The organism is Mucilaginibacter segetis (genome assembly GCF_016522075.1).
Taxonomy (GTDB): Bacteria; Bacteroidota; Bacteroidia; order Sphingobacteriales; family Sphingobacteriaceae; genus Mucilaginibacter; species Mucilaginibacter segetis.
Window position 1 is genome coordinate 1,357,302 of sequence record NZ_JAEHFW010000001.1, and the last position, 22,772, is coordinate 1,380,073.

The 22,772-nt window shown below is 38.8% G+C and carries 18 protein-coding genes; 16 read left to right on the forward strand and 2 right to left on the reverse strand.

Annotated elements, in window-relative coordinates:
* Window positions 1-102: 102 nt before the first annotated feature.
* From I5M19_RS06225 to I5M19_RS06270, 10 genes are all read left to right on the forward strand, one after another.
* A complete protein-coding gene (locus I5M19_RS06225; protein ID WP_200065341.1) occupies window positions 103-300 on the forward strand; it encodes a hypothetical protein in 198 nt (65 codons plus the stop codon).
* A 117-nt stretch (window positions 301-417) separates the two neighbouring features.
* The gene (locus I5M19_RS06230; RefSeq protein WP_200065342.1) at window positions 418-1,596 is read left to right on the forward strand and encodes a TlpA disulfide reductase family protein; all 1,179 of its coding nucleotides are present in this window, start codon (window positions 418-420) and stop codon (window positions 1,594-1,596) included.
* Window positions 1,597-1,645: 49 nt separating this feature from the next.
* The gene (locus I5M19_RS06235) at window positions 1,646-3,202 is read left to right on the forward strand and encodes a TlpA family protein disulfide reductase (protein ID WP_200065343.1); all 1,557 of its coding nucleotides are present in this window, start codon (window positions 1,646-1,648) and stop codon (window positions 3,200-3,202) included.
* A 50-nt stretch (window positions 3,203-3,252) separates the two neighbouring features.
* Window positions 3,253-4,380 (forward strand): TlpA disulfide reductase family protein, encoded by a 1,128-nt coding sequence (locus I5M19_RS06240; protein ID WP_200065344.1) that lies wholly within the window; start codon window positions 3,253-3,255, stop codon window positions 4,378-4,380.
* Window positions 4,381-4,793: 413 nt separating this feature from the next.
* Window positions 4,794-5,006 (forward strand): hypothetical protein, encoded by a 213-nt coding sequence (locus I5M19_RS06245; protein ID WP_200065345.1) that lies wholly within the window; start codon window positions 4,794-4,796, stop codon window positions 5,004-5,006.
* Between the two features lie 141 nt (window positions 5,007-5,147).
* Window positions 5,148-6,623, forward strand: a complete 1,476-nt coding sequence (locus I5M19_RS06250) for a TlpA family protein disulfide reductase (RefSeq protein ID WP_200065346.1) — start codon at window positions 5,148-5,150, stop codon at window positions 6,621-6,623.
* Window positions 6,624-7,339: 716 nt separating this feature from the next.
* Entirely contained in the window at window positions 7,340-7,879 is a 540-nt protein-coding gene (locus tag I5M19_RS06255; RefSeq protein ID WP_200065347.1) for a hypothetical protein, read from the forward strand.
* Window positions 7,880-7,892: 13 nt separating this feature from the next.
* A complete protein-coding gene (locus I5M19_RS06260; protein WP_214653046.1) occupies window positions 7,893-8,225 on the forward strand; it encodes a TlpA family protein disulfide reductase in 333 nt (110 codons plus the stop codon).
* 104 nt (window positions 8,226-8,329) lie between these two features.
* Window positions 8,330-10,507 (forward strand): peptidase domain-containing ABC transporter, encoded by a 2,178-nt coding sequence (locus I5M19_RS06265; RefSeq protein WP_200065348.1) that lies wholly within the window; start codon window positions 8,330-8,332, stop codon window positions 10,505-10,507.
* 26 nt (window positions 10,508-10,533) lie between these two features.
* Window positions 10,534-11,835, forward strand: a complete 1,302-nt coding sequence (locus I5M19_RS06270; RefSeq protein ID WP_200065349.1) for an HlyD family secretion protein — start codon at window positions 10,534-10,536, stop codon at window positions 11,833-11,835.
* Here the strand turns inward: I5M19_RS06270 and I5M19_RS06275 are convergent, their stop codons facing one another.
* Complete coding sequence (locus tag I5M19_RS06275; protein WP_200065350.1) at window positions 11,836-12,615, reverse strand: phosphatase PAP2 family protein; 780 nt, start codon at window positions 12,613-12,615, stop codon at window positions 11,836-11,838. It abuts the gene before it with no gap.
* A 228-nt stretch (window positions 12,616-12,843) separates the two neighbouring features.
* Between I5M19_RS06275 and I5M19_RS06280 the strand changes: the two genes are divergently transcribed.
* Window positions 12,844-13,278, forward strand: a complete 435-nt coding sequence (locus I5M19_RS06280; RefSeq protein ID WP_200065351.1) for a CBS domain-containing protein — start codon at window positions 12,844-12,846, stop codon at window positions 13,276-13,278.
* A gap of 8 nt (window positions 13,279-13,286) precedes the next feature.
* On the opposite strand, the gene I5M19_RS06285 is transcribed toward I5M19_RS06280, so the two are convergent.
* Window positions 13,287-14,093: an alpha/beta fold hydrolase gene (locus I5M19_RS06285; RefSeq protein WP_214653028.1), complete on the reverse strand. Its 807-nt coding sequence runs from the start codon at window positions 14,091-14,093 to the stop codon at window positions 13,287-13,289.
* A gap of 205 nt (window positions 14,094-14,298) precedes the next feature.
* On the opposite strand from I5M19_RS06285, the gene I5M19_RS06290 reads away from it, so the two are divergent.
* The 5 genes from I5M19_RS06290 to I5M19_RS06310 all read left to right on the forward strand — a co-directional run bounded on the left by I5M19_RS06290 (window position 14,299) and on the right by I5M19_RS06310 (window position 22,740).
* The gene (locus I5M19_RS06290) at window positions 14,299-17,325 is read left to right on the forward strand and encodes a SusC/RagA family TonB-linked outer membrane protein (RefSeq protein WP_200065353.1); all 3,027 of its coding nucleotides are present in this window, start codon (window positions 14,299-14,301) and stop codon (window positions 17,323-17,325) included.
* 18 nt (window positions 17,326-17,343) lie between these two features.
* Window positions 17,344-18,849: a RagB/SusD family nutrient uptake outer membrane protein gene (locus I5M19_RS06295; protein WP_200065354.1), complete on the forward strand. Its 1,506-nt coding sequence runs from the start codon at window positions 17,344-17,346 to the stop codon at window positions 18,847-18,849.
* A 14-nt stretch (window positions 18,850-18,863) separates the two neighbouring features.
* Window positions 18,864-19,778 (forward strand): hypothetical protein, encoded by a 915-nt coding sequence (locus I5M19_RS06300; protein WP_200065355.1) that lies wholly within the window; start codon window positions 18,864-18,866, stop codon window positions 19,776-19,778.
* A gap of 181 nt (window positions 19,779-19,959) precedes the next feature.
* Complete coding sequence (locus tag I5M19_RS06305) at window positions 19,960-21,018, forward strand: glycoside hydrolase family 26 protein (RefSeq protein ID WP_200065356.1); 1,059 nt, start codon at window positions 19,960-19,962, stop codon at window positions 21,016-21,018.
* Window positions 21,019-21,048: 30 nt separating this feature from the next.
* Window positions 21,049-22,740 (forward strand): DUF5060 domain-containing protein, encoded by a 1,692-nt coding sequence (locus I5M19_RS06310; protein WP_200065357.1) that lies wholly within the window; start codon window positions 21,049-21,051, stop codon window positions 22,738-22,740.
* Window positions 22,741-22,772: the final 32 nt, after the last annotated feature.

A 22,772-nucleotide genomic window follows, 5' to 3' on the forward strand; every position in this document is an offset into this window, starting at 1 on the left:
AGAAACTTTTGGCCAAAGTAAAGGAGCATGCACTTAAATACATGCCGCCAATATTGCCGGGGCGTGGTAACGGCAAAGTTAGTTTAATTAAATATTAATACGATGCAAAAATTTAACAAACTCAGCAGATCTGAGATGAAAAATGTAATGGGTGGATTGGTTGATCCGGGAGATAAATGTGATTCAGGTTGTGTTACCAGCAGTGATTGTACAGGAAAAAAATGTACAAGCTGCAAAAATGTTGCAAACGGTAAAACGGATAGTAATGGCAATCCGCTTTATGACAGACAATGTTCATAGTTATAGAATGATTAATTATTAAAATTGATCGTTTACAGATGATTCTGACTCTAAATATACTTGTCAGTCAGAATCATCTTAATATAATTTTTTAAGTAATGTAAGTGCTAAATTTATATGCGATCCCTTCTCTTGATTTCTTTTTTATTTTTGACTTGTACTTTTTGCTATGGGCAGCAAATAGCCGGCCGGTTTTTTGTACACGGTAATTTTTTTGGGAGCCATATAAAAACTATCACTTTTAATTATAATGACGCAGATTCCGGTCATGTGATTAAGCGATGCCCTGTGATTGATCAACACTTTACCTTTTCGGGGTCTGTGTCTGAACCTACTTTGGTTTATGTTACAGGGGATACAGCTACAAATGATGTAGACGATGTTAATTATAGTGAGTTTTTTATTGAGCCGGGAAATATTCAGATTACTTTACGGGAAGATCATTTTAAGGAAATGAAGGTTTCCGGATCTAAAACACAGGATGAGAAAAATAAATTAGAGCAAAGTAAACAAGAACTATATCATCTTCAGCGTCCATTGGATTCTTTGTTATCGGAGTATAATAAAATGCTTCGTAATATATCCTATGAAGATACCCTGAAATATAATGCTATAGCCGATAGGCGCGCAGGCTTAATAACCAAGATAAAAAAATATACGAGACAAGGTTTTGCAATAGACAGGCGGTTCATTGCATCACATCCCGCATCTTATTTAAGTCCGTATTTGTTATATCTTCAATTTCATTCGCAAAATTTAAAAATAGATTCCACTCGTTTATATTATGATAAAATCTCCCCTTTAATAAAACAAAGCTTATGGGGGCGAGAATTAGCAAGGCGCTTAGACATACTTGGCATTGGAGAACAATTTCCTGATATCAAGGGAGTAAGCACGGAAAATAAACAACTTAGCATCCCCGATCTTAAAAAAAGTGATTACACATTGGTAGTAATGTGGGCAAGTTGGTGTGTGCCGTGCCGGGAAAATGCTCCGCGTTTGATGAAATTGTTCAATAAATATCACTCTAAGGGGTTAAACATAATTGCTATAAGCGCTGATAGTTCAAAAAAGGATTGGTTGGCAGCAATAAAAGAGGATAAACTGCAGCCGTGGCAACACCTGCTTGCCGACTTACATGGAGGTATAGTACATAAGCTTGGACTTTACGGCATTCCAGCCGAAATTTTATTAAAGAACGGGGTTATAATAAATAAATATTCAGGAGCAGATAATAACAATACGGGTTTGAATTCTTTGGAGAGCAAACTGGATCAGATATTTGTTAATAATTAGTAACTAGATATATACTATATTTTTAAGAAATGTAATTTATCAACCAAAAATGAATTTTAATAAGCTCCTTTTAATCCCGCTTTTATTCCTTTTGTATTATACAAAGGCATATGCCGGTTATGTATTTGTTAAATATACTATTGAAAAAGACAGCACACTTCACTTAAAACATAGTGTAACCGATTATATGCTGGATATAGTGAGCGATAATTGGGACCATGTTGATGTAAACAGCACCAAAGGTTTAGCTATACAGAAACAAATAATTGAGAATGCACCCGGGAAGGAAACGGTGCTGATCAAATATACGTTTAACCGGAGCGGTACTTTTTTTATAACTGATATATTCGGGCATGAGATACTTTTAGATGAATCAATGGACGGTGATACCATTGATCTTAAATTAACTCGTACAAAACCGCTCGCAAAAAATTCAGCAGGAAGATCAGGTGATTATCTGAATGATTCCATAAGCTCCACCAAATTTTATGTGATAGATTATCCGGATAAATATAAATACATGGGTTTTTTTGATAGCCTGGCTTATATACATGGCGATTTGCATGCTGGCGGCGGGAATTATTCTTTTAAACAACTTGAGCATAACATTGCGCTGTATTTGTCATTGGTCAACAAAGTATATGCTGACAGGGTAAAGTTTTACCGGGATTTTATCCATAGATACAATATGCCTGCCGGGCTAAGGTATGATGCATTTAAAGAAATTCAATTCGCGTATTATAACGATCTGCTGGACCCATTGATGGAATGGGATGCTGATCTGTATAATGATTATCCACCTGCCATGCAGGACAGCTTAAAAAGTATAGGTAACGATCTTAATAACGATCACCTGTTTGCGGATATATCTTTTTATCGGTCTGTTTTGGTGTATTATTCTTATTTAAATATTGGGGGAAAGTTAACATCATTACGGGAACAGGCGGATGATGAGCACATAATTAACAGACTGAATTACGCTAACCAGGCATTAAAAGGTAAAACAAAGGGCTACTTTTTGGCTTGGTTAATGAACATAGCCAGCAATCAGAATTTAAAGGATACGTTTAATGCCCTTTATAAAAGTTATGATGGTAAAACTTCAGATGCCGGGGTAAACAAAACGGTTGAGTCGCTTAATGAAATAGTAAATGGTAATGATAATATACCGCCGCAACAAATGTTGAATATGGTTTTTGAAAATAGCGGCCATCAGCAGGTTAATTTTGACCAGGTGGTTAACAAAAATGTAATTTTAATTGATTGCTGGGCAACATGGTGCATACCCTGCCGCGAGCAAATGCCGGCCTTAAACGTTTTGGCCGAAGAATATGCGGATAGGGTTCAGTTTATTTCGCTCTCAGCGGATCAATCGGTGTCCAAATGGGATGCGTGGTTATTAAAAGACGTAAATGCCAATAAATACATTACACAATTACATGCCCCCGATGCAATTGAACATCGTTTTTTTAAATTATTACACATCAACGCTATACCCAGATATATTTTAGTTTCGCGGGAAGGTAAATTGCTAAACACCACCATGCCATTTCCATCAGAAACAGCAGCGTTTAAAAAAGAACTGGAAAAGTATTTGAAGAATTAATTTAAAGACCAATCGAATTGGTGTGGGTAAAAATTACAAGAAATTTAATTATGGTAAAATTTCCGTTAGCTGCGGTATTATGTTTCAATCTCATCTGCATTATTGCAAAACAAAGCTATTCGCAGGAGTTTGTACAAATAAATGGCAGTTGCTCTGCTCTTCAGGACGGAACAGAAATACTTTTGAGCCCTGTAGATCCGCATTATATGCCGGTTAAAGGAGTTATGTCTACGATTCTGCGAAACCACCGTTTTAACTTTAGGGCTAATGCCGGTGCAGGAGAAGGTTATCATATTTATGCGAATAAAAGGTTTACACCAATATATGTTGAGCCAGGGATACTAAATGTTGTTATTGCAGATTCCTTATTCCTTAAAGTTACCACTTCAGGCAATTCTACGCAAACTGAATATGAAAACTACTTGTTTAAGAAAGGCAATAATGCTGAAACCGGGGCGTATAATACGGCACGGTTAAACTATTTCCGTTATTTAAATTCTGAGAAGCAGAATCCGGATACGCGGAGACTTTTGAAAAGTAAAGTAGATTCGTTGACCTCTTTAAAGAAAATATCAGATAATAATTTAACGCTTACATACATACGCGAGCAGCCTGCATCTTACCTGAATACCATGCTGCTATACCAGCAAATTGATGATCTGCCCGAAGATACTGTAAGAAAAATAGTTAAAATGTTTCCTGCAAAAAATTTAAAAAACTCATGGGGACGCGAATTGCAATATTACATGGATAGTTTATTTGTAGGAGGTTCGGCGCCAGAATTTACCCAGGCAGACACAGCAGGGAGGGATGTCAATCTATCGGATTTTAAGGGTAAATATGTATTAATAGATTTTTGGGCGTCGTGGTGCTTGCCCTGTCGTGCAGATAACCCAAACGAGGTTAAAGCATATAAAAAATTTAAAGACAAAAACTTCACCATAATTGGTGTTTCGCTTGATTCTGATAAAACACGCTGGTTAAAGGCTATTAAGGAAGACGGATTACATTGGACACAGGTGTCGGATCTGAGGGAAACGTATAGTAATCAGGTTGCTAAGACTTATCATATTATGGCTGTCCCCGCTAATTTTCTTCTGGACCCACAAGGCCGCATCATTGCTAAGAACCTGCATGGAGATGAATTGGCGAAGATGCTTGATGGTATTTTTAAATAGGAATAGGAGATAAGAATTCCCCATCTGTATTATGACAACAAAATATCATTACTAATTAATAGTTAATAATATGCTATAGTGCGCATGATGTTATCAGTATCTTAAACTGATGCTTTTCTACACTGGTGTTATTTAAATGTACTTTTTACGATACAGGTACTTCTACGCTATTTTAAAATACCTGATATAGTTATTTGCACTGTTGCCTTTTAATTAACTAAATTTATAGTGTTTAATAACCACACCCCTTGGTTTAACAACCAATAGCTATAAAATAAAATCTATAAATAAGCAATAAAGAAACTTTTGGCCAAAGTAAAGGAGCATGCACTTTAAAACATGCCGCCAATATTGCCGGGGCGTGGTTACGGCAAAGTTAGTTTAATTAAATAATTAATACGATGTCAAAATTTATGAAACTCAGCAGAGCTGAGATGAAAAATGTAATGGGTGGATTAAGACCGGGTGACGGAGGAGTAACTTGTACATGGACTTGGGCTGGCGGATCAGAGTGTGCTTCAGGAACAACAGTTCAAAGTTGTTCAGATACTGTTGAGAATTGCCAAACCGGGGCAGACAATAATTGTGATAATAATGACTGTTGTACTGATGTAGACTGCCGTTAAACAAATGTGAGTTTGGCAAATAGTAGTGACTTATAAAATTGCTATAATTTTATGTAATTATTAGTAACTGTATAAGTGTTGCCGAACTCATATTTTATTAACTGTTAGGGATATAGCATATCGATTACTACAAAGTTTATTATGAAGAAATTTAAATTGATATTATTCTTGCTGATAACTTTTTTAAATAATATCACATTTGCACAAAAATCTGTGACAATTATTTTCAGATATAACCCCGATTCACTAAAAAAAGATTCATTTTATTTTCCTCTTAAAAGACCGTTTGATAATAGATCTTTTGGTCAGTATCATAATTATCCGGAAAAAATCGTTTCGGTTCGGCACCAAAATGATTTCTTTGAAACCATTTGCCATTACACCGTAAAAGACTCTTCGTGTGTGTTTTTAGGTGATGGATTTGGTTATAAAACATTTGTAATTCCGGACGACACTTTAATAGTAAATGTTAATAGTATCTCACATCCTGCAACTAAAATTAATGGGAGATATGCACGTCCATGGTTTCATAATATTAATATTGAGGGTAAGAATAAATTTACTTATATGCTTTTTGACTCGCTGGCCCATCAAGGTGGCGCACTGGGCTGGAGCGGCGATGTGAACTATAACAATACTACAGATTTATCCAGTTTTTGCAAGCTTGTGGACGAAAAGTATAAGGCAAGATTATTGTTTTTGGAAAAATACAATGATAATCATCACATAGCAAATGTATTTATAAACCTTGCTAGATCTGAAATTTATGCTGCTTTTATAAATAATCTTTTGAGGCCGCTCCTTAAAGGCATTGATTTAGAGATGTACCCTCCAAGTTATCGCGATGTTATACTAAAAGCTCGTTTTACAGATCCTTCTACATATTTCAAAACGAGTGTATATAGTTCAACTGCATATTCCCTTACCTCATCTATAGCACGTCAAAATTCCGGGGCGAAACCTTACGATAACGATGATTTGATTTCAATATACAATTTGATAAAACAAAGTTATCCTGATACGATTAAAAACCATTTGTTAACGACGCACCTTTCCAATTTTTTAGGTAATCCAAATCTGATTTACCCGGCTTTTGATTCCCTTTTAACTGACTTTAAAGTAAATTGTAAAAACAACTTATATGTTCATTTTCTTGATTCTTTATATAGCAAAAAAAAGGCTGCAGTTATCAAAAAATATACTTTAGATGATGCAATGTCATCTAAAATTATTGATATAAATGGTCAAACAGCAGAAATAAATAATCTTTTCAAATTAAAGCCGGTATTAATAATATGCTGGGCAAGTTGGTGTGTTCCCTGTATTAAAGAAATGCCATTCGAAAAAAAATTACAAAGAGAGTTTAAGGATAAAATTGATTTTATCTACCTCTCGTTTGACAAAAATAAAAGCGCTTGGGAAAATAAATCTAAAGCATTAAATATTGGATTAAGCAATTATTTATTGATACAACAATTTACATCCAATTTTGCTCATTTCTATCAATTATCCTCACTACCATATTATGTACTATATGATAAAAACGGCAATAAAATTGAAATTAAAGATTTGAGGCCATCGAATGATTCCTTTAAGGATTTATTAAAAAAATTATAATACGCTTTAAATTGCCTATGGTTACCTTGAAATTATAAATCAAACTCAATATTTCGTTTATCTTTTAAATATTCCGAACAAATGACATTCACCTATAAACATAGTGTATATTAAAAAAAAATCTGGGCGTGGTTAAGGAAAGATAATTTAATCTTAATGTCTCTATGACTAATACAATGTCAAAATACCAAATTCAGCTGAGATGAAAAATGTAATGGGTGGACTTTATAATCCTAATTGCGTTACAGATAATCCTACTGACGATTGGAGTTGCTGCAAAGGATCTTATGTAATGCACATTGGTTCAACAGACTGTCAAACAGCAAGTACAACATGTGGTACAGGAATGATCACAAATGATCCATCGCGGTGTGATGTAAACACTCTTTAAATAATTATAAATATATAACGAGATCGGTAATGTCGATCTCGTTATATAAAAGTTTTTTATGAAATACTATATACCATTTTTGCTTATCTGTTTACTATTTACATCCTGTAAGCACAGAGCACGTATAACTGTGAGTGGATATTTGGATAGTGCTGATGGTACGATAATACGTATTACAAATATAGCTAACAACATGGTATTCGATTCTGTTAAATTGAACAACAATCATTTTGTGCTAAAAACCAAACTGCCCAATTCCGGATTTTATTACCTGGATTTTGAAAGCCCGGTAATAAACAGGCAGGCATGGTCGCATTCATGCCTTTTGTATGCAGAAGATAATGCGAAGTACGTATTTTCCGCAAGCGGCCCGAATGATATTCTGTATAACCAATATAAAATCGCATCAAGCTCAACAGACCAGAAAAAAATTGATGAACTAAGGATGTTGGAGCAAGCATTAAAATATAAATTCAGGCAAAAGAAAAATAAGCTTAAAATTAACAGCCAAAATTTTTTAAACAAGAGTCAAATCAATCTTTATAAGATTTACTCTGATTCTTTAATAATTACCGACTCACTGATTATTGCTGAAGATATGCGTCTCAGGCGGTCATTTATAGCTGCAAACAAAGCAACATTTTATACACCTTATTTAATTAATCAGGCAGCTGATTTATTTGAAAATTATGATTTTTATAAAAACGTACTTGGCAATTTAAATGAGAAGATTAAAGAAAGTTCTTATACAAAAGAAGCTGAAGAACGCTTAAAAGCTGTTACCAAATTGTATAAAGGCGCAAAAGTGCCGGAAATAGCGGGACAAGATATTAAAAGGCAGGAATATCAAAACAGATTACAGTAAAAATCAGTATACACTGATCAACTTTTGGGCATCATACTGCGTGCCTTGCCGGCAGGAAAATGCAGACTTACGCCAACTTTACGATAAGTATAAAAACAAAGGTTTTAATATAGTATCAATATCTATTGATGAAAATAAGGATTATTGGAGGCAGGCATCCAGGCAAGATTCGATCCCATGGTTAAACATAGCGGAACTTACAGAACAGCAAGGTTCAAAAAATATTAAAAATTTTGCAGTTAAAATTATCCCAAGTAACTACCTGATAGACAGTAAGGGACGAATAATAGCCAAGGATGTTAGCTTTACGGATTTAAAAAAGCAAGTGTCTGAAAATATAGAGTGATGAACTTTATTATGATGTGAGGTCGCAATCAATTTTATTCCGCCATTAATTATAGATATTTATTCCTATTTTTAATGAACTATAAAAATACATATACCCTATAAATGCCTTTTCCTTTTTATAAACAACCCGATCAAATGGACTGCGGCCCCACCTGCCTGCGCATGGTGGCTAAGCATTACGGGCGCAATTTCAAAGTGCAAACCCTGCGCGAACTTTGCGAGATCAACCGCGAAGGGGTATCCCTGTTAGGTATCAGCGATGCTTCCGAAAAAATAGGTTTTCGCTCATTAGGTGCCAAATTAAGTTTAAGCGATCTTAAAGAAGCTGAACTGCCCTGCATTTTGCATTGGCGCCAAAACCATTTTGTGGTGCTTTATAAGATCAGCAATAGGAAATACTATATCGCCGATCCGGGTAAGGGGCTTGTTAAGCTGGATGAGCAGGACTTTGTACGTAGCTGGCTCGCTGATTCCGAAAATGCCGAAGGTATTGCCTTACTGTTAAGCCCAACACCCTATTTTTATGAACAGGAAGATGAAAAAGGCACGGATGTTAGCTGGGGCTTTTTGCTCCGTTACCTCATTACCTACCGTCAGTTAGTTTTACAATTGCTGTTTGGTTTGGGTATTGGTACACTGCTGCAACTGGTGGCACCGTTTCTTACACAGTCGGTGGTGGATATTGGTATTAACACACGTAACCTGAATTTTATATACATCGTTATTATAGCGCAGGCCGCGCTCATAATAGGGCGGGTAAGTGTGGATTTTATAAGATCGTGGATATTACTGCACATCAGTACCCGTATAAATATATCCATCCTTACGGATTTCCTTATCAAGCTGATGAAACTCCCCATGAGTTTCTTTGATACAAAAATGACGGGCGATATTATGCAGCGCATGAATGATCAGCGTCGTATCGAAAGTTTCTTAACAGGATCTACCCTAAGTACCTTGTTCTCTATGCTTAACCTGGTGGTATTCTCTGTAGTGCTGGCTTATTATAATGCTACCATATTTTTTGTGTATGTGGTAAGCAGTGTTTTATACCTCGGCTGGATATTCATATTCCTTAAACGCAGGCGCGAGCTTAATTATAAAAGTTTCGAGATATCATCCAAAAATCAGAGTAGTATTGTACAGTTAGTAACCGGTATGCAGGAAATAAAACTGAATAACTGTGAGCAGCAAAAAAGATGGGAGTGGGAGCACCTGCAGGCGCGGTTATTTAAGTTTCAGGTAAAGAATCTGGCACTTAGCCAGTACCAGCAGGGCGGTTCCACTTTTATTAACGAATCTACCAACTTGCTTATCACCTTTATTAGCGCCAAAGCAGTTATAGACGGGCAGCTTACTTTGGGTGGAATGATAGCCGTACAATATATTATAGGGCAGCTTAACGCCCCTATACAGCAATTTTTAGGTTTTATACAAGGCTTTCAGGATGCTAAGATAAGCTTAGAGCGTTTAAATGAGATACACCAAATGGACGATGAGGAGCCTGTTGATAAGGAATACAACCATACTTTGCCAAAAAACCTTAGCTTAAGTTTAAATAATTTAACCTTCCGCTACCCGGGTGCAGGCAATGAACCTGTGTTGCAAAATATTGATCTGCTGATACCTGAAGGTAAAACCACGGCTATTGTAGGCATGAGCGGCAGTGGTAAAACAACTATATTAAAATTGCTGCTACGATTTTACGAACCGGAAAAAGGAGATATTAAAATTGGTTCGCAATCGTTAAATAATATCAGCTTTAAAACATGGCGTGGGCATTGCGGGGTAGTTATGCAGGACGGGTTTATCTTTTCGGAATCTATAGAACGCAATATATCTGTAGGCGACGATTATCCTGACAAGGAAAAATTAAGACATGCTATTAAAGTAGCCAATATCCAGGATTTTATTGATAGTTTGCCACTGGGATTAAAAACCAAAATAGGCGCCGAAGGTAACGGGATAAGTCAGGGGCAGCGTCAGCGATTGCTGATAGCCCGGGCGGTTTATAAAGATCCGGAATATATCTTTTTTGACGAGGCTACCAATGCGTTGGATGCCAATAACGAAAGGGTGATCATGAACAATATGAAGGAGTTTTTTACCGGGCGTACAGTAGTAATTGTGGCACACCGTTTAAGTACGGTAAGTAATGCCGATAATATTATTGTGTTGGATAAAGGCCATATTATTGAGCAGGGAACCCACCAGCAGTTAACCGCCATAAAAGGCAATTACTATGAGTTAGTAAAAAATCAGTTAGAACTTGGAACCTGATTTAAGAAAATGAAAATTAATTAATTATGCCCAGTACTTATACAGAGATACATGCCGAAACCCGGCATACCGACGATGTGCAGGATATTATTACGTCTGTACCATCATGGATACTGCGTTGGGGTATCACCCTGTTTTTTTGTATTCTGATGTTATTGGTGGCTCTTTCTGCATTTATCAGATATCCGGATATTATTAAAACCCAGTTAAAAATTACATCGCCTAATGTGGCTAAACCTGTGGTGCCAAAAATAACCGGGAAGTTGGTTAAATTATTGGTAAAGAACGATCAGGAAGTTGTGGCGGATCAGCCATTGGCTTATATAGAAAGTACCGCCGATCATAGTAAGGTTTTAGCCTTACTAACTAACTTAAAAAAAGTACAAAAGCAATTGTCTCTTAATCAGCCGGTTAATAGCAATCTGTTTAATAATACAGCAAATACTCAGTTAGGCGAATTACAGGCGGCTTACCAGTCTTTCGCGCAGGCATATATCAGTTATAAGTCGACTGTAGAAGACGGTTTTTTGTTGAAAAAAAGAGCTTATCTGCAAAAAGATATTACCAGTTTAAATGAGCAGGCCGGTCAGCTTAAGGCGGAAAAATCTTTACAGCAGCAAGATCTGAAACTGGCCGAGGATGAGTACGCCATGCACCAAAAACTGGCTAAGGCCAAAGTGGAAACACCTGCCGAGCTGCGCCAGCAGGAAAGTAAATACCTTTCCAAAAAGTCGCCGTTGATACAAACCGATGCTTCGCTGATATCCGCTAACGCTAATTTATTAGCCAAACAAAAAGAGATACTGGAACTGGATAATCAGATATTGGAAGAAAAGGCGGGATTTGCACAGGCGCTAAACAGTTTAATAAGCCAGATGGAAGACTGGGAGAACAAATATATACTTAGCGCCTCGCAGGCAGGTAAAGTATCTTTCGCAGGTATTGTACAACAAAACCAGGTAGTGTCACCGGGGCAGGAGGTTTTCTATATCAATTCGGGTAATGATAAGTTTTTTGGCGAGATGACCATTCCGCAGGATAATTTGGGAAAGGTAAAGAAGGGGCAGGAGGTGCTGATCAAACTGAAAAGTTATCCGTTTGAGGAATACGGTATGTTACGTGGCCGCATCAGTTACATTGCAGATGTGCCTTATCGGGACAGTATATTTATTTCGAGGGTTGATTTCCGGTCGAACAGTCTTTCCGATCTTAAAAAGCCTGTTCATTTAAAACAGGGGATGGTGGCTAATGCCGAAATCGTAACGGAAGACGCTACCATACTGCAGCGTCTTACCCGGAATGTTACTAAAGCCATAAGCAGTAATTGATCATAACTGCTTTACAAAGGCAAAACCTGCTACACCATTGCTATAGGTGGGCATTATCAGGCTGTTTCTGACGGAGTTGTTTTTATGGAAAAGTTTGTTCCGGAACAACGGATATATTAGGTAAGCCGCCTTTGTGGATATAATGCCAAAACCTGCTCCCGCTATTACATCACTGAACCAATGGTCGCGGTTATAAACCCGTAGTATCGCCGTAGCGGTTGCAAATGAATAACCTGCCACACCATACCAAATGGATTTTTCACTGTATTCCTGTGCCATAAATTCTGCAGCGGCAAACGCATTGCCGGTGTGTCCGGACGGGAACGAGAACCTGTCAGAACCATCTGGACGTAACCGGTTGGTGGCATGTTTTAAAGAAAAAACGGTTAAACCCATTATCCCTTCGGACATGCCCAACAATATCGTTCTGTCGATAAAAGAATTTTTACCCTGTACTCCTGCAATGTTCAATCCGTAAACCATTACTACCGGCGCATACTGCAAATAATTTTCAATATGATTGTTGAAATTCGGGTGATCTTTTATCAAATCATTATAAACATTATAATCAACCTGTCTTATTCCTTTTACTTTAAAAGATAGTGCGCCATACGTTATAAAAGCCGCCGGTGGAATAAAAGAGTAAATGCTGGATTTGGAATGAGGAATGGCATCCGGAAATGCGAATATATTGGTTGAATACTGATTTACCGTATCTGATATTTGCGCATTGGCTGTAACGCTGATAATACTTAGTAAAATAAAAATGATCTTTTTCAAAGTACAGTGGGAAAGTAAATATAGTGTTGAAAACAACCGCTATTTACTAATAAATTCTGTAGAAAGTTTGAATTAACAAAATAATTGATGGGGCAGGATAGTGCGATATCATTCAAAAAAATTCTTTAATACACAAGTATCTAAATGGCTAATTACAAAAAAAAATAAATTAAAGCGTTGTTTTTCTGTTAGTTATTCGTAAATTCAAACAACCAAAATACCGACATTATGAAGTGCGTAAAACATATCCTTGCCCGTAAGGGGAGCACGGTTATCACTGTATCTGCTGATACTACCGTATTTACTGTTTTAAAACTTATGGCAGATAACAATATCGGATCTGTTGTGGTAACTAATAACGGCAAATATATGGGTTTGGTTACCGAAAGGGATTATGCACGTAAAGTGATATTAATGGGCAAACATTCAGGTGAGACCACCGTGAGCGAAATTATGAGCGACAATTGCCCTAAAATATCTCCCGATATCTCTGTTGATGAATGTATGCGTGTAATGAGTGAAAAGAATGTACGTTATTTACCAGTATTTAACAACAGCGACGATTTGTCTGGAATTATCTCTATCAATGACGTAGTTTATGAGACCATACACTCTCAAAAAGAAACTATAGAACAACTACATAGTTATATACAATCTACATGAAAAGCCATTTACACTTCAGTTTTTTCCTGATTTCTGTCCAAAAATTCTTCTATTATCTGTATGCTATACTCCTGATTCCATGTACCGTTACTGATGGCTTCTGCAGTACCTAAAAACTCGCCATGCGTACCCGGTAATATTACTAACTCACAATTTGGTATCATGCGATACATTTTTACCGCATGCTCCACACTCCCTACATCCTGAGTAGCATTTATTACCAATGCCGGAGCTTTAATTGACCGCATTTGCGCATCACTCCAATCCGTAAATCCTTTTAATAATTTAACATCTTTGTTAAACATGTTTATTAAGCCCTCTTCGCTGTTATTGGCTTTTAAATAGCCCTTTTGTAAAACCTCCGGCATATTATTTATGGTGACATGATCAAATCCTTCCCAAAATTGGGGTGGAGCGGCATCTCTTTTATAAAATGTTGAGGCCAAAATCATTTTATTGATGACATGGGGAAATCGTAAAGCAATTTCTATAAGCGTATGCCCGCCATTGCTGTATCCCAAAAAATCTGCGTTTGAAATTTTAAGGTCATTTAACAGTACCGCTATATCATCCGCATTCTGGCCGAACGACAGATCGGTCTGGCGGTCATTTGTATGCCCATGTGCTTGTAATTCCATAGCTATTATTTGCCGCGTTTTTGCCAATAGTGGAATAATACGGCCAAATGAAGTTTCTATAGTTGATCCGCCCCCATGGATCAACACCAGTGGTTTTCCTGTTCCGTAAACTTCATAATACATTTTTAATCCGTTTACTTCTGTGTATCCGTTTTTAAAATTGATGATATTTTCCATTCTATGTCGTATCAAATCCAGTTATAAATATAAAAAATATGCAGTCAGGATACTGCAAGTCATAAATAATTATAGCAGCAAACCTCCCGAAAAGCATTTTAATACCTGTACTAAACCATAGTGTACTACTATGTAAGTATAGTGTAATTACATAAAATACCTGTAGCCTAATATTGTCCTCATTAAATAAACCAATTAATAAATTATGAGGACAACTTTTTACACAAAACTAATGTGTGTGATCTTCCTTTGCATGAGCGCGGTTACAGCGTTTGCTCAGCAAAAGCAGGTTACCGGTGTAGTAACCGATCAGCAAGGGATAACCTTACCCGGTGTTACTATAGCAGTTAAAGGCACATCTGTACGGGCAGTAACAGATGTTAAGGGCAAATTTTCTATAGAGTTACCTTCCCCGCAGGGCACACTGGTATTTTCATTTATCGGTATGCAGCAGCGCGAGGTTACCGTAGGGCCGGCCCAAACCCATGTTGACGTGGTCTTACAGAACGCCATCCGCGATTTGAACGATGTGGTAGTGGTAGGTTATGGTACAACCAAAAAGAGTGATGTTACCGGCTCGGTGGGTTCCATTAAAGGGAGCGACCTTAACCGTACGCCATCAGGTAATGTTGACCAGTTACTGCAGGGTAAAATTCCGGGCGTAAGGGTTATCTCAACTTCGGGCCAGCCCGGGGCAGGGGCTACCATACGTGTAAGAGGGCTTGGTTCACGTGCGGATGCTAACGCGCTGGTGGTTATTGATGGTATTCCTTTGGGCGATGCCGGAAACATTAAACAAGTAAATCCGGATGATATTGAATCAATAGAGGTATTAAAAGACGCGTCTTCGGCAGCAATATATGGCTCCAGGGGTGCAAATGGTGTAATATTAATTACAACCAAACGCGGTAAAACCGGTCAGGCACGTATCTCCTTCAATTCTTTAACAACGGTATCTACGCTAGGCAATAAACTGGATGTTTTCCATGACCCGGTTAATGAGGCGGTAATTAGTAACGAAGCGCGGATCAATGGCGGCGTTGCACCACAGTTTGTAGGTCAGGAAATCGGCGGCACTTATTACCCGTCCGTGGCAGAATTGCGTGGTCTTGATCCCACAAAAGATCCATGGCCGTATAATACTGACTGGGCTAAACTGGTATACCGTAATCCTATATCACAGAGTTATACTTTATCTGCCGATGGCGGTACCGAAAAAACCAAGTATTCCGTTTCGGGCAATTATTATAACGAACAGGGACTTGCCATTAAAAACGGATATGAGAAATACAGCGGCCGTGTAAATCTGGAGCAAAAGCTAAAGGATAACGTTACACTGGGTGTTAACGTGATATCAACCTGGACAAAAAATTACGGGCAGGGGCTTTCAGTAGATCGCAGTATCATCTTCCCCGCTTTAAATCCGGATGGCAGCTACTTTCATATTGGCAGTAATGATTACGGCAACCCGCTTCAAATTGCCAATGAAGTATTAAATAAAAGCAAAACGCTTGATGTTTTATCTTCAGCCTATGTTAGCTGGGATATTATTAAACAGCTGAACTTTAAAACCCGTATCAGCAACGCTTACGGAAACTCTATAGGGGATAATTATCAGCCGCGTGATGCAACATCTTCCGGTTATCAGTTCCAGGGCTTAGGTACACTTAGTAACTATAACTCTAACCACCTTATAGTGGAGAATTTTTTAACCTATGATGATATCTTCGCTAAAGATCATCACCTGAATTTTGTTGCGGGTACAAGTTACGAAACCAGTACTGTGCGCACATCAAGCATACAGGGTCAGGGTTTTGTAAATGATATATTGAATGATGAGAATCTGGCGGGCGCAACCACGTATGTAGTTGCCAATAATTCAACAAAAACCGTTTTAGAATCATACTACGGTCGTTTTAACTATACCTATAAAAATCGTTACCTGTTAACATTTACAGGCAGGGTTGATGGTTCATCAAAATTTGGTGAGAATAACAAATATGCGTTTTTCCCTACCGGCGCTCTGGCGTGGAAGGTAACTGAAGAATCATTCATGAGGAATATCCCGCAGATATCTGAATTAAAAGTAAGAGCCAGTTATGGTATAGTTGGTAACCAGGGAATCTCTCCGTACCAATCACTATCCCTGTTAGGTAGTTATAAGTATTATACTGATGGTGGTTTCCAAACCGGTTACGGCCCGCCGTTCTTTAACGATGGATCGAACGTAAACGGCAAGGTGTTTAACGGCCTGGGTAATAAGAGCTTAAAATGGGAAACCACCCGTCAGCTTGATATTGGTTTAGATCTGGGCTTGTTTAATCAGCGCGTAACCTTAACTGCCGATTATTACTATAAACATACTACCGATCTGTTACGCCTAAATCAGATAGCACTATCATCAGGTTACAGCGTAATACAAATAAACGATGGTACAATTGATAATAAAGGTTTTGAACTGGGCTTTAACGCGCAGATTTTGAACGGTGGTGTTGATTGGAGTGTTGGCGGTAACTTTGGACTGAATCGTAATAAAGTACTTCAAATTGGTGGAGGTAATGATATAGAAGCTGCTCAGGGCGATATCGAAGCCATCAGGGCGCCACTTAATTATTATATAAACGGCCAGCCAGCACTTGTTTTTGTTGGTTACAAGTACGATGGTGTAATACAGGAAACGGGCGGTGTTTCATCGGTTGACGGTACCGTTCAAAAAGCAGGCGACCTGAAATATATAGCAGGTGGCCCGCTGCCTGTTGGCCAAAACGGTGAGTACATTATAGGTAACCCTAATCCAAAATTCACTTACAGCTTTAACACCGCTTTAAGATACAAAAGGTTTGACTTATCGGCGCAGTTTTATGGCGTGTACGGTAACGACGTATTCAACTTTTCCAAGTTTACCCCAAGTGCACAATTGCAACGCTGGACACCCGACAACCCGACCAACCTGTATCCGAGTGTAAACTCAACTCGTGTAAACTACTCTTCTGACTGGTACGTTGAGGATGGTTCATTCCTGCGCATACAAAATGTTAACCTGGGATACACCTTAAAATCAGGATTAATCAAAGGGATATCAAACCTTCGTATTTATTTTTCGGGAAACAACCTTTACACCTTTACCAAATTTAACCCAAGTTTTGATCCTGAGGTTCAGGAAAACGGTCAGTTTGGTGGTGGCTATCGTAAGCCAAGAGCTTATTCACTGGGCTTAAATGTTAGTTTCTAATTATTAATATCAACAAACATGAAAAAATTTAGATATATAGCGTTGGTTTTGGCCGCAACAGCCTTTACCTCCTGTAAAAAACAGCTGGAAGAAAAGCCATACGGGTTTCTTTCAACCGAGAACTTTTACCAAACCGAAGCGGATGCGAATTCGGCATTGATATATGCTTATTCCATCCTCCCGGATCTGGATTACTATTCACGTAATTTTATTACCCTAACAGAAGCACCTACCGAGGATATTGAGATAGCAGCAGGTAAAGCAGCTGACAACGTACTGCTTGATAAATTGGCGGTTACCTCGGTAAACGGTACGCTACGACCTGGCTTTCAGTTACCTTATGTGGGTATTAACCGCGCCAATCTGGTAATTACGTATGTGCCCGCTATCACTTCCATGAGCGATGCGGCAAAGAACGAAATATTGGGAGAAGCTTACACCCTGCGGGCATTGCATTATTTTAACCTGGTAAGGTTGTTTGGCGCAGTACCCATGCACCTGGAGCCTGTTGATGATCCGAGCAAAACTAATTTGCCAAAATCATCCATGAAGGATATTTATGATCAGATTATAGATGATCTGACTAAAGCCTCGGGTATGATGGATCAGGTGAGAAGACTTGGTCGTGTAAATCAGGTAGGGGCGTGGGGTTTATTGTCCAAAGTGTATCTGACATTAGCCTCAGCAAAAGCAACTGGTTCACCGGGTTACGATTTTGTAACCAATGCTGACGAAATGTATGCCAAAGCTAAGGAGTATTCAGGCATGGTAGTAAATAACCAAACCGTTTATGGCTTAGATCCTGACCTGGTTGCTATATATGATGTAAACAAGAAGTCAGGTCCGGAGCATTTATGGGATGCCTCTGCAGATCGTACAGGTACTAATGAAGGGCTATATTCAAAACTGCCAAAAATGTTTATGCCTAACCTGAATTTCAGGTTGCCAAATGGTGTATTTGTACCCGGGGGCTTTAACGAGTTTTTAACAGAGCCCGCACTTTACAATAGTTTTGATGATAATGATAAACGTAAAACTCAGCTTATTATATCAACTATATATGACGTAAACGGTGGTAATTCAGGAACCGGCCCGACTCAAAATTTGAGTATTACAGATTCTTACACCCGTCCGTTCAGTAATAAATTCAATGATTCGGGCTGGCAGGCAGGCGACCAAACCAGTTGTAATACACCTATTTTGCGTTACTCAGATGTATTATTAGTATATGCCGAAGCAAGCGGTCCTACAGCAGAGGGTTATAATGCTGTTAATGCTATCCGTAACCGTGCAGGCTTAGGAAATTTACCACCGGCTTTAACTGTGCAGCAGTTCCGCGACGCGGTATTGCAGGAAAGATCATGGGAGCTGTGCTTTGAAGGGCAGCGTTTGTTTGACTTGCGCAGAACACATAATATGGAAAATATATTGGTGAATAAATATGGTAAAACCATTACAGGTGATCCGTACTTTTTCCCAATCCCGCAATCAGAGGTTGACAGAAACCCCAATTTGAACAACTAATTAAATAAACCGACATGAAACGTATAAATTATATATTCATACTGGCTGTATTGTTTTTTACAGCATGTAAAAAAGATCCCTCAGAGGGGATACAAAGCCATGAGCGCGCCATTGAAGCGGTTACACTTGGCGAAGGGTATGTGCAGGTTGGTCCTGCTGTAGTTGACAGGCCCAACGCAACGGTTACCGTAAGGGTGCTGGTACAAAACGGAACCACCTTTAATAATGTGGTGGCCAATATACAACCCTCATATAAGGCAACAGTTAGCCCGGCATCAGGTACTGCTGTAGATTTTGCAGCCTCTGATAATAGGACTACCTATACTGTAACATCTGAAACAGGGGAAACCCGCGACTGGACAGTGATATTGCAACCATTTACGGAAGCATTATTAGGTACATTTACCATACAGGATTATACCCTGTACGGAGGTACTGGTCCTCAATATGGTGGTGGTGCGGTATTTAATCTGGCTACCAAATCCGTTTGGCCTGCAGACGGCCCCGGTGTAGAATATGATAATACACTCACCTTTACTTACACCGGAGTAACATCAGACGGTAATACACAAGGCGATATCGTTAATAATGCTGGCCCGGATGGCTTGTACGCAAACTTTGTATATAACAAAAACCCGGTTACCGATGTGAACGACAGATACAGGGTTATTCCAAAAGGTAATGGCAAGTGGCTTCACAACTACTCTGATAATACCGTTACGTTTACTTTTGCCGACGGTACTACAAAAAAATGTACGTTCGATGGTGCAGGAACGGTTGATCTGGGTAATGGTAAATCAAAAACCATTACGGATAACGCCTTTACATTTGCCCTGTCGGGAGCTGATGACTACGGGAATATTTATTCAGATTATGATAAAATAGTGAAACGTCCGTACAAATTGTGGGTGGATGTTAAAAAACAATAAAACATTATAATTCTATAGGGTGAGCAGGTGTGTTAACGTTAACACACCTGTTATAAAACTCTAAATATCCCCGGCCCTGATGGTTAATATATTAAATAATAAATCTTTAGCCGGACCCGATATGCCCGGTGTAATCAATCACAGTTCAGCATTTAAAAGCTGGCTGAAAAATTCGTCACCCATGAGAAAAACAATAGTTTCTTCCATATTTATACTGGCTTTGGCATTTGCATTTTTCGCTTGCCGAAAAACAAAAGAACCCGTTTTTTCCAATAATAACGGAAATGGTTCCACTAACGGAAATACCGAAACCCCCGTAATAACTAACACGCCGTTTAAAATGCTAAAATATTTGTATACCATATCCGGCTCAAAAACGGTAAGTGGTATTCATAACCGCGAACCAATTACTTCGCCTGCCGCGTGGACAGATCATGCCAAAAACGTTACCGGTAAATATGCCGGCCTGTGGAGCAGCGATTTTATGTTTCAGGCGGATAATATTAAAAACAGGCAGGTAATGATTGATGAGGCCGTTAATGAATTTAACAAAGGCGCCCTGGTCAACATTATGTGGCACTCCTGTAACCCGGCTTTGGGTGAACCCTGCGAGTTTGATGACAAAGGTGTAAAAAGCAAACTTACTGATGCGCAATGGACCGAATTGCTGACAGATGGTACGGAGATCAATTCTAAATGGAAACTTTTAGTAGATGAAGTGTGCGTGTATCTGCAGCAGCTTAAAGATAAAAATGTAGAAGTGTTGTGGCGCCCATATCATGAGATGAATCAGGGCGCGTTTTGGTGGGGCGGAAGACCCGGTGCTAACGGAACGCGTAAGTTATATCAGCAACTGCATGATTACATGACCAAAACCAAAGGACTTACCAACCTGATATGGGTTTGGGATGTGCAGGATTTTGGTAGCCTTGCGTCTGATGTAGATTCTTATAATCCCGGTGATGATTACTGGGATGTTGCCGCACTTGATGTTTATGATGGCAGCGGATACACCAAAACTAAGTATGACATCATGGTTAAAGCGGCGAACGGTAAACCAATAGCAATAGGTGAGTGCGATAAATTACCAACATCAGATATATTATACACACAGCCTAAATGGACATTCTTCATGAGCTGGTCGGAACTAACCTTCTCGGCAAATACCGATGCGCAGGTTAATACACTGTATAACTCAGCAAATGTAATAACGCTGGATAAGATGCCCGGATGGAAATAGAATAATAAAGTGTAATAAATTTTATCCAAAATGAAATTAATTTACAAAGCAGGTGTAGGTTTGTTGTTTTTATTGCAGCTGCGAATAGCAGCAGCGCAACAAAAGCAAAGCAGCATTACTTATAAACTGCTAAATAATAAGGTTGTTGAGTTTGAGAGATCGGAGTGGGATATTAATTTATCCGCTCCATTTTCAAACCCTTACGATCAGCAGCAAATAAGTTTAGATATGCTGCTCATCAGCCCGTCCGGCAAACCGCTGTATCTTCCCTGTTATTTTGAGGGAGGTAGTAGCGCCGCTTCTGTATGGAAGGCTCGCTTTACGCCGCAGGAGGCCGGAGAATATAGCTATCATTTTACCTTAAAAAGTAAAAACGGTGAGGCGGAGAGCGCCAGCGGTACATTTACCGCCGCGGCATCAACAAAGCAAGGCTTCTTACACAAAAACAACTTGTGGACGTTTAAATTTGATAATGGAGACCTTTTTCGGGGCATAGGCGAAAACGTAGGGTGGGAGTCGCGTTCATTCGAGAACCCTAAATGGACTTACAATTATCTGTTACCCACGCTCTCAAAAAACGGCGCGAATTTTTTCCGCACCTGGATGAGCTACTGGAATTTGCCGCTTGAGTGGCAAAAGGTACGTTCAACCAAAAGGTATAAAAACACCGATGAATATTTTAATCCTGGCGGAATTAAGCGGATGGATCAACTGGTAAATATGGCCGACTCGCTGCATTTGTATTTTATGCTCACTATGGACTGGCATGGCTTGCTTATTGAAAATGGTGGATGGAAAAGTAGCCCTTATAACGCGTTAAACGGCGGCCCTTGCAAAACACCGACTGACTTTTTTACAAACGGTGCGGCTCGGGATAGATATAAAAATAAGCTGCGTTATATAGTAGCACGCTGGGGGTATAGCCCAAATATTGCCGCTTTTGAATTTTTTAACGAGATTGATAATGCAGCATATACAGCAGCCGACAGTGTGCTGATACCTCAAGAAGCAATTACCGAATGGCATATTGAAATGAGCAGGTATTTAAAGGATATTGATCCGTACAAGCACTTAGTCACTACCAGTATATCTCATAGGGATATTATTGGTCTGAACTCCATTGCGTATATTGATTTTAATCAGAAACATATTTATAAGCATACTGAAAAAATACCCGGTATCTATCCGGATTATATACAAACTTTTGGTAAACCTTATGTGGTAGGTGAGTTTGGCTACCGGTGGGAAGATGATGATCCTAAATATGCGAAGGAGGCCGATTACGATTATAAGCGAGGATTGTGGTATGGCATGTTTAGTCCTACTCCTGTATTGCCTATGAGTTGGTGGTGGGAGTTGTTTGATGACCAAAATATGACACCTTATTTTAAGGGAGTACGTGCCATAAGCGATATGATGCTAAAGGCCGGCAACGGTAAATTTGAACAGTTGCAAATAACTGCGGGATATCTGCATAGCCAGGCTGTAAAATGCGGAGATTCATCATTTGCATACCTGTTAAATAACACTAAGCGGCAAATAAAAGCTGCTGTATCAATGGATTATAACGGTAGTAAGGATGCAGTAGTAAAAGTGTTTTATCCCTCGTCCGGTAAAACAAATGCGATAGCCAATTTTAAAATAAGCGATGGTCATATCATTATCCCCGACTTTGAATTAAATGCTGAACAGGAAGCAGTGTTAATAATTTCGTTAAAATAATGCCTTTATCTTAAGATAGTGCTGTCCAAAAT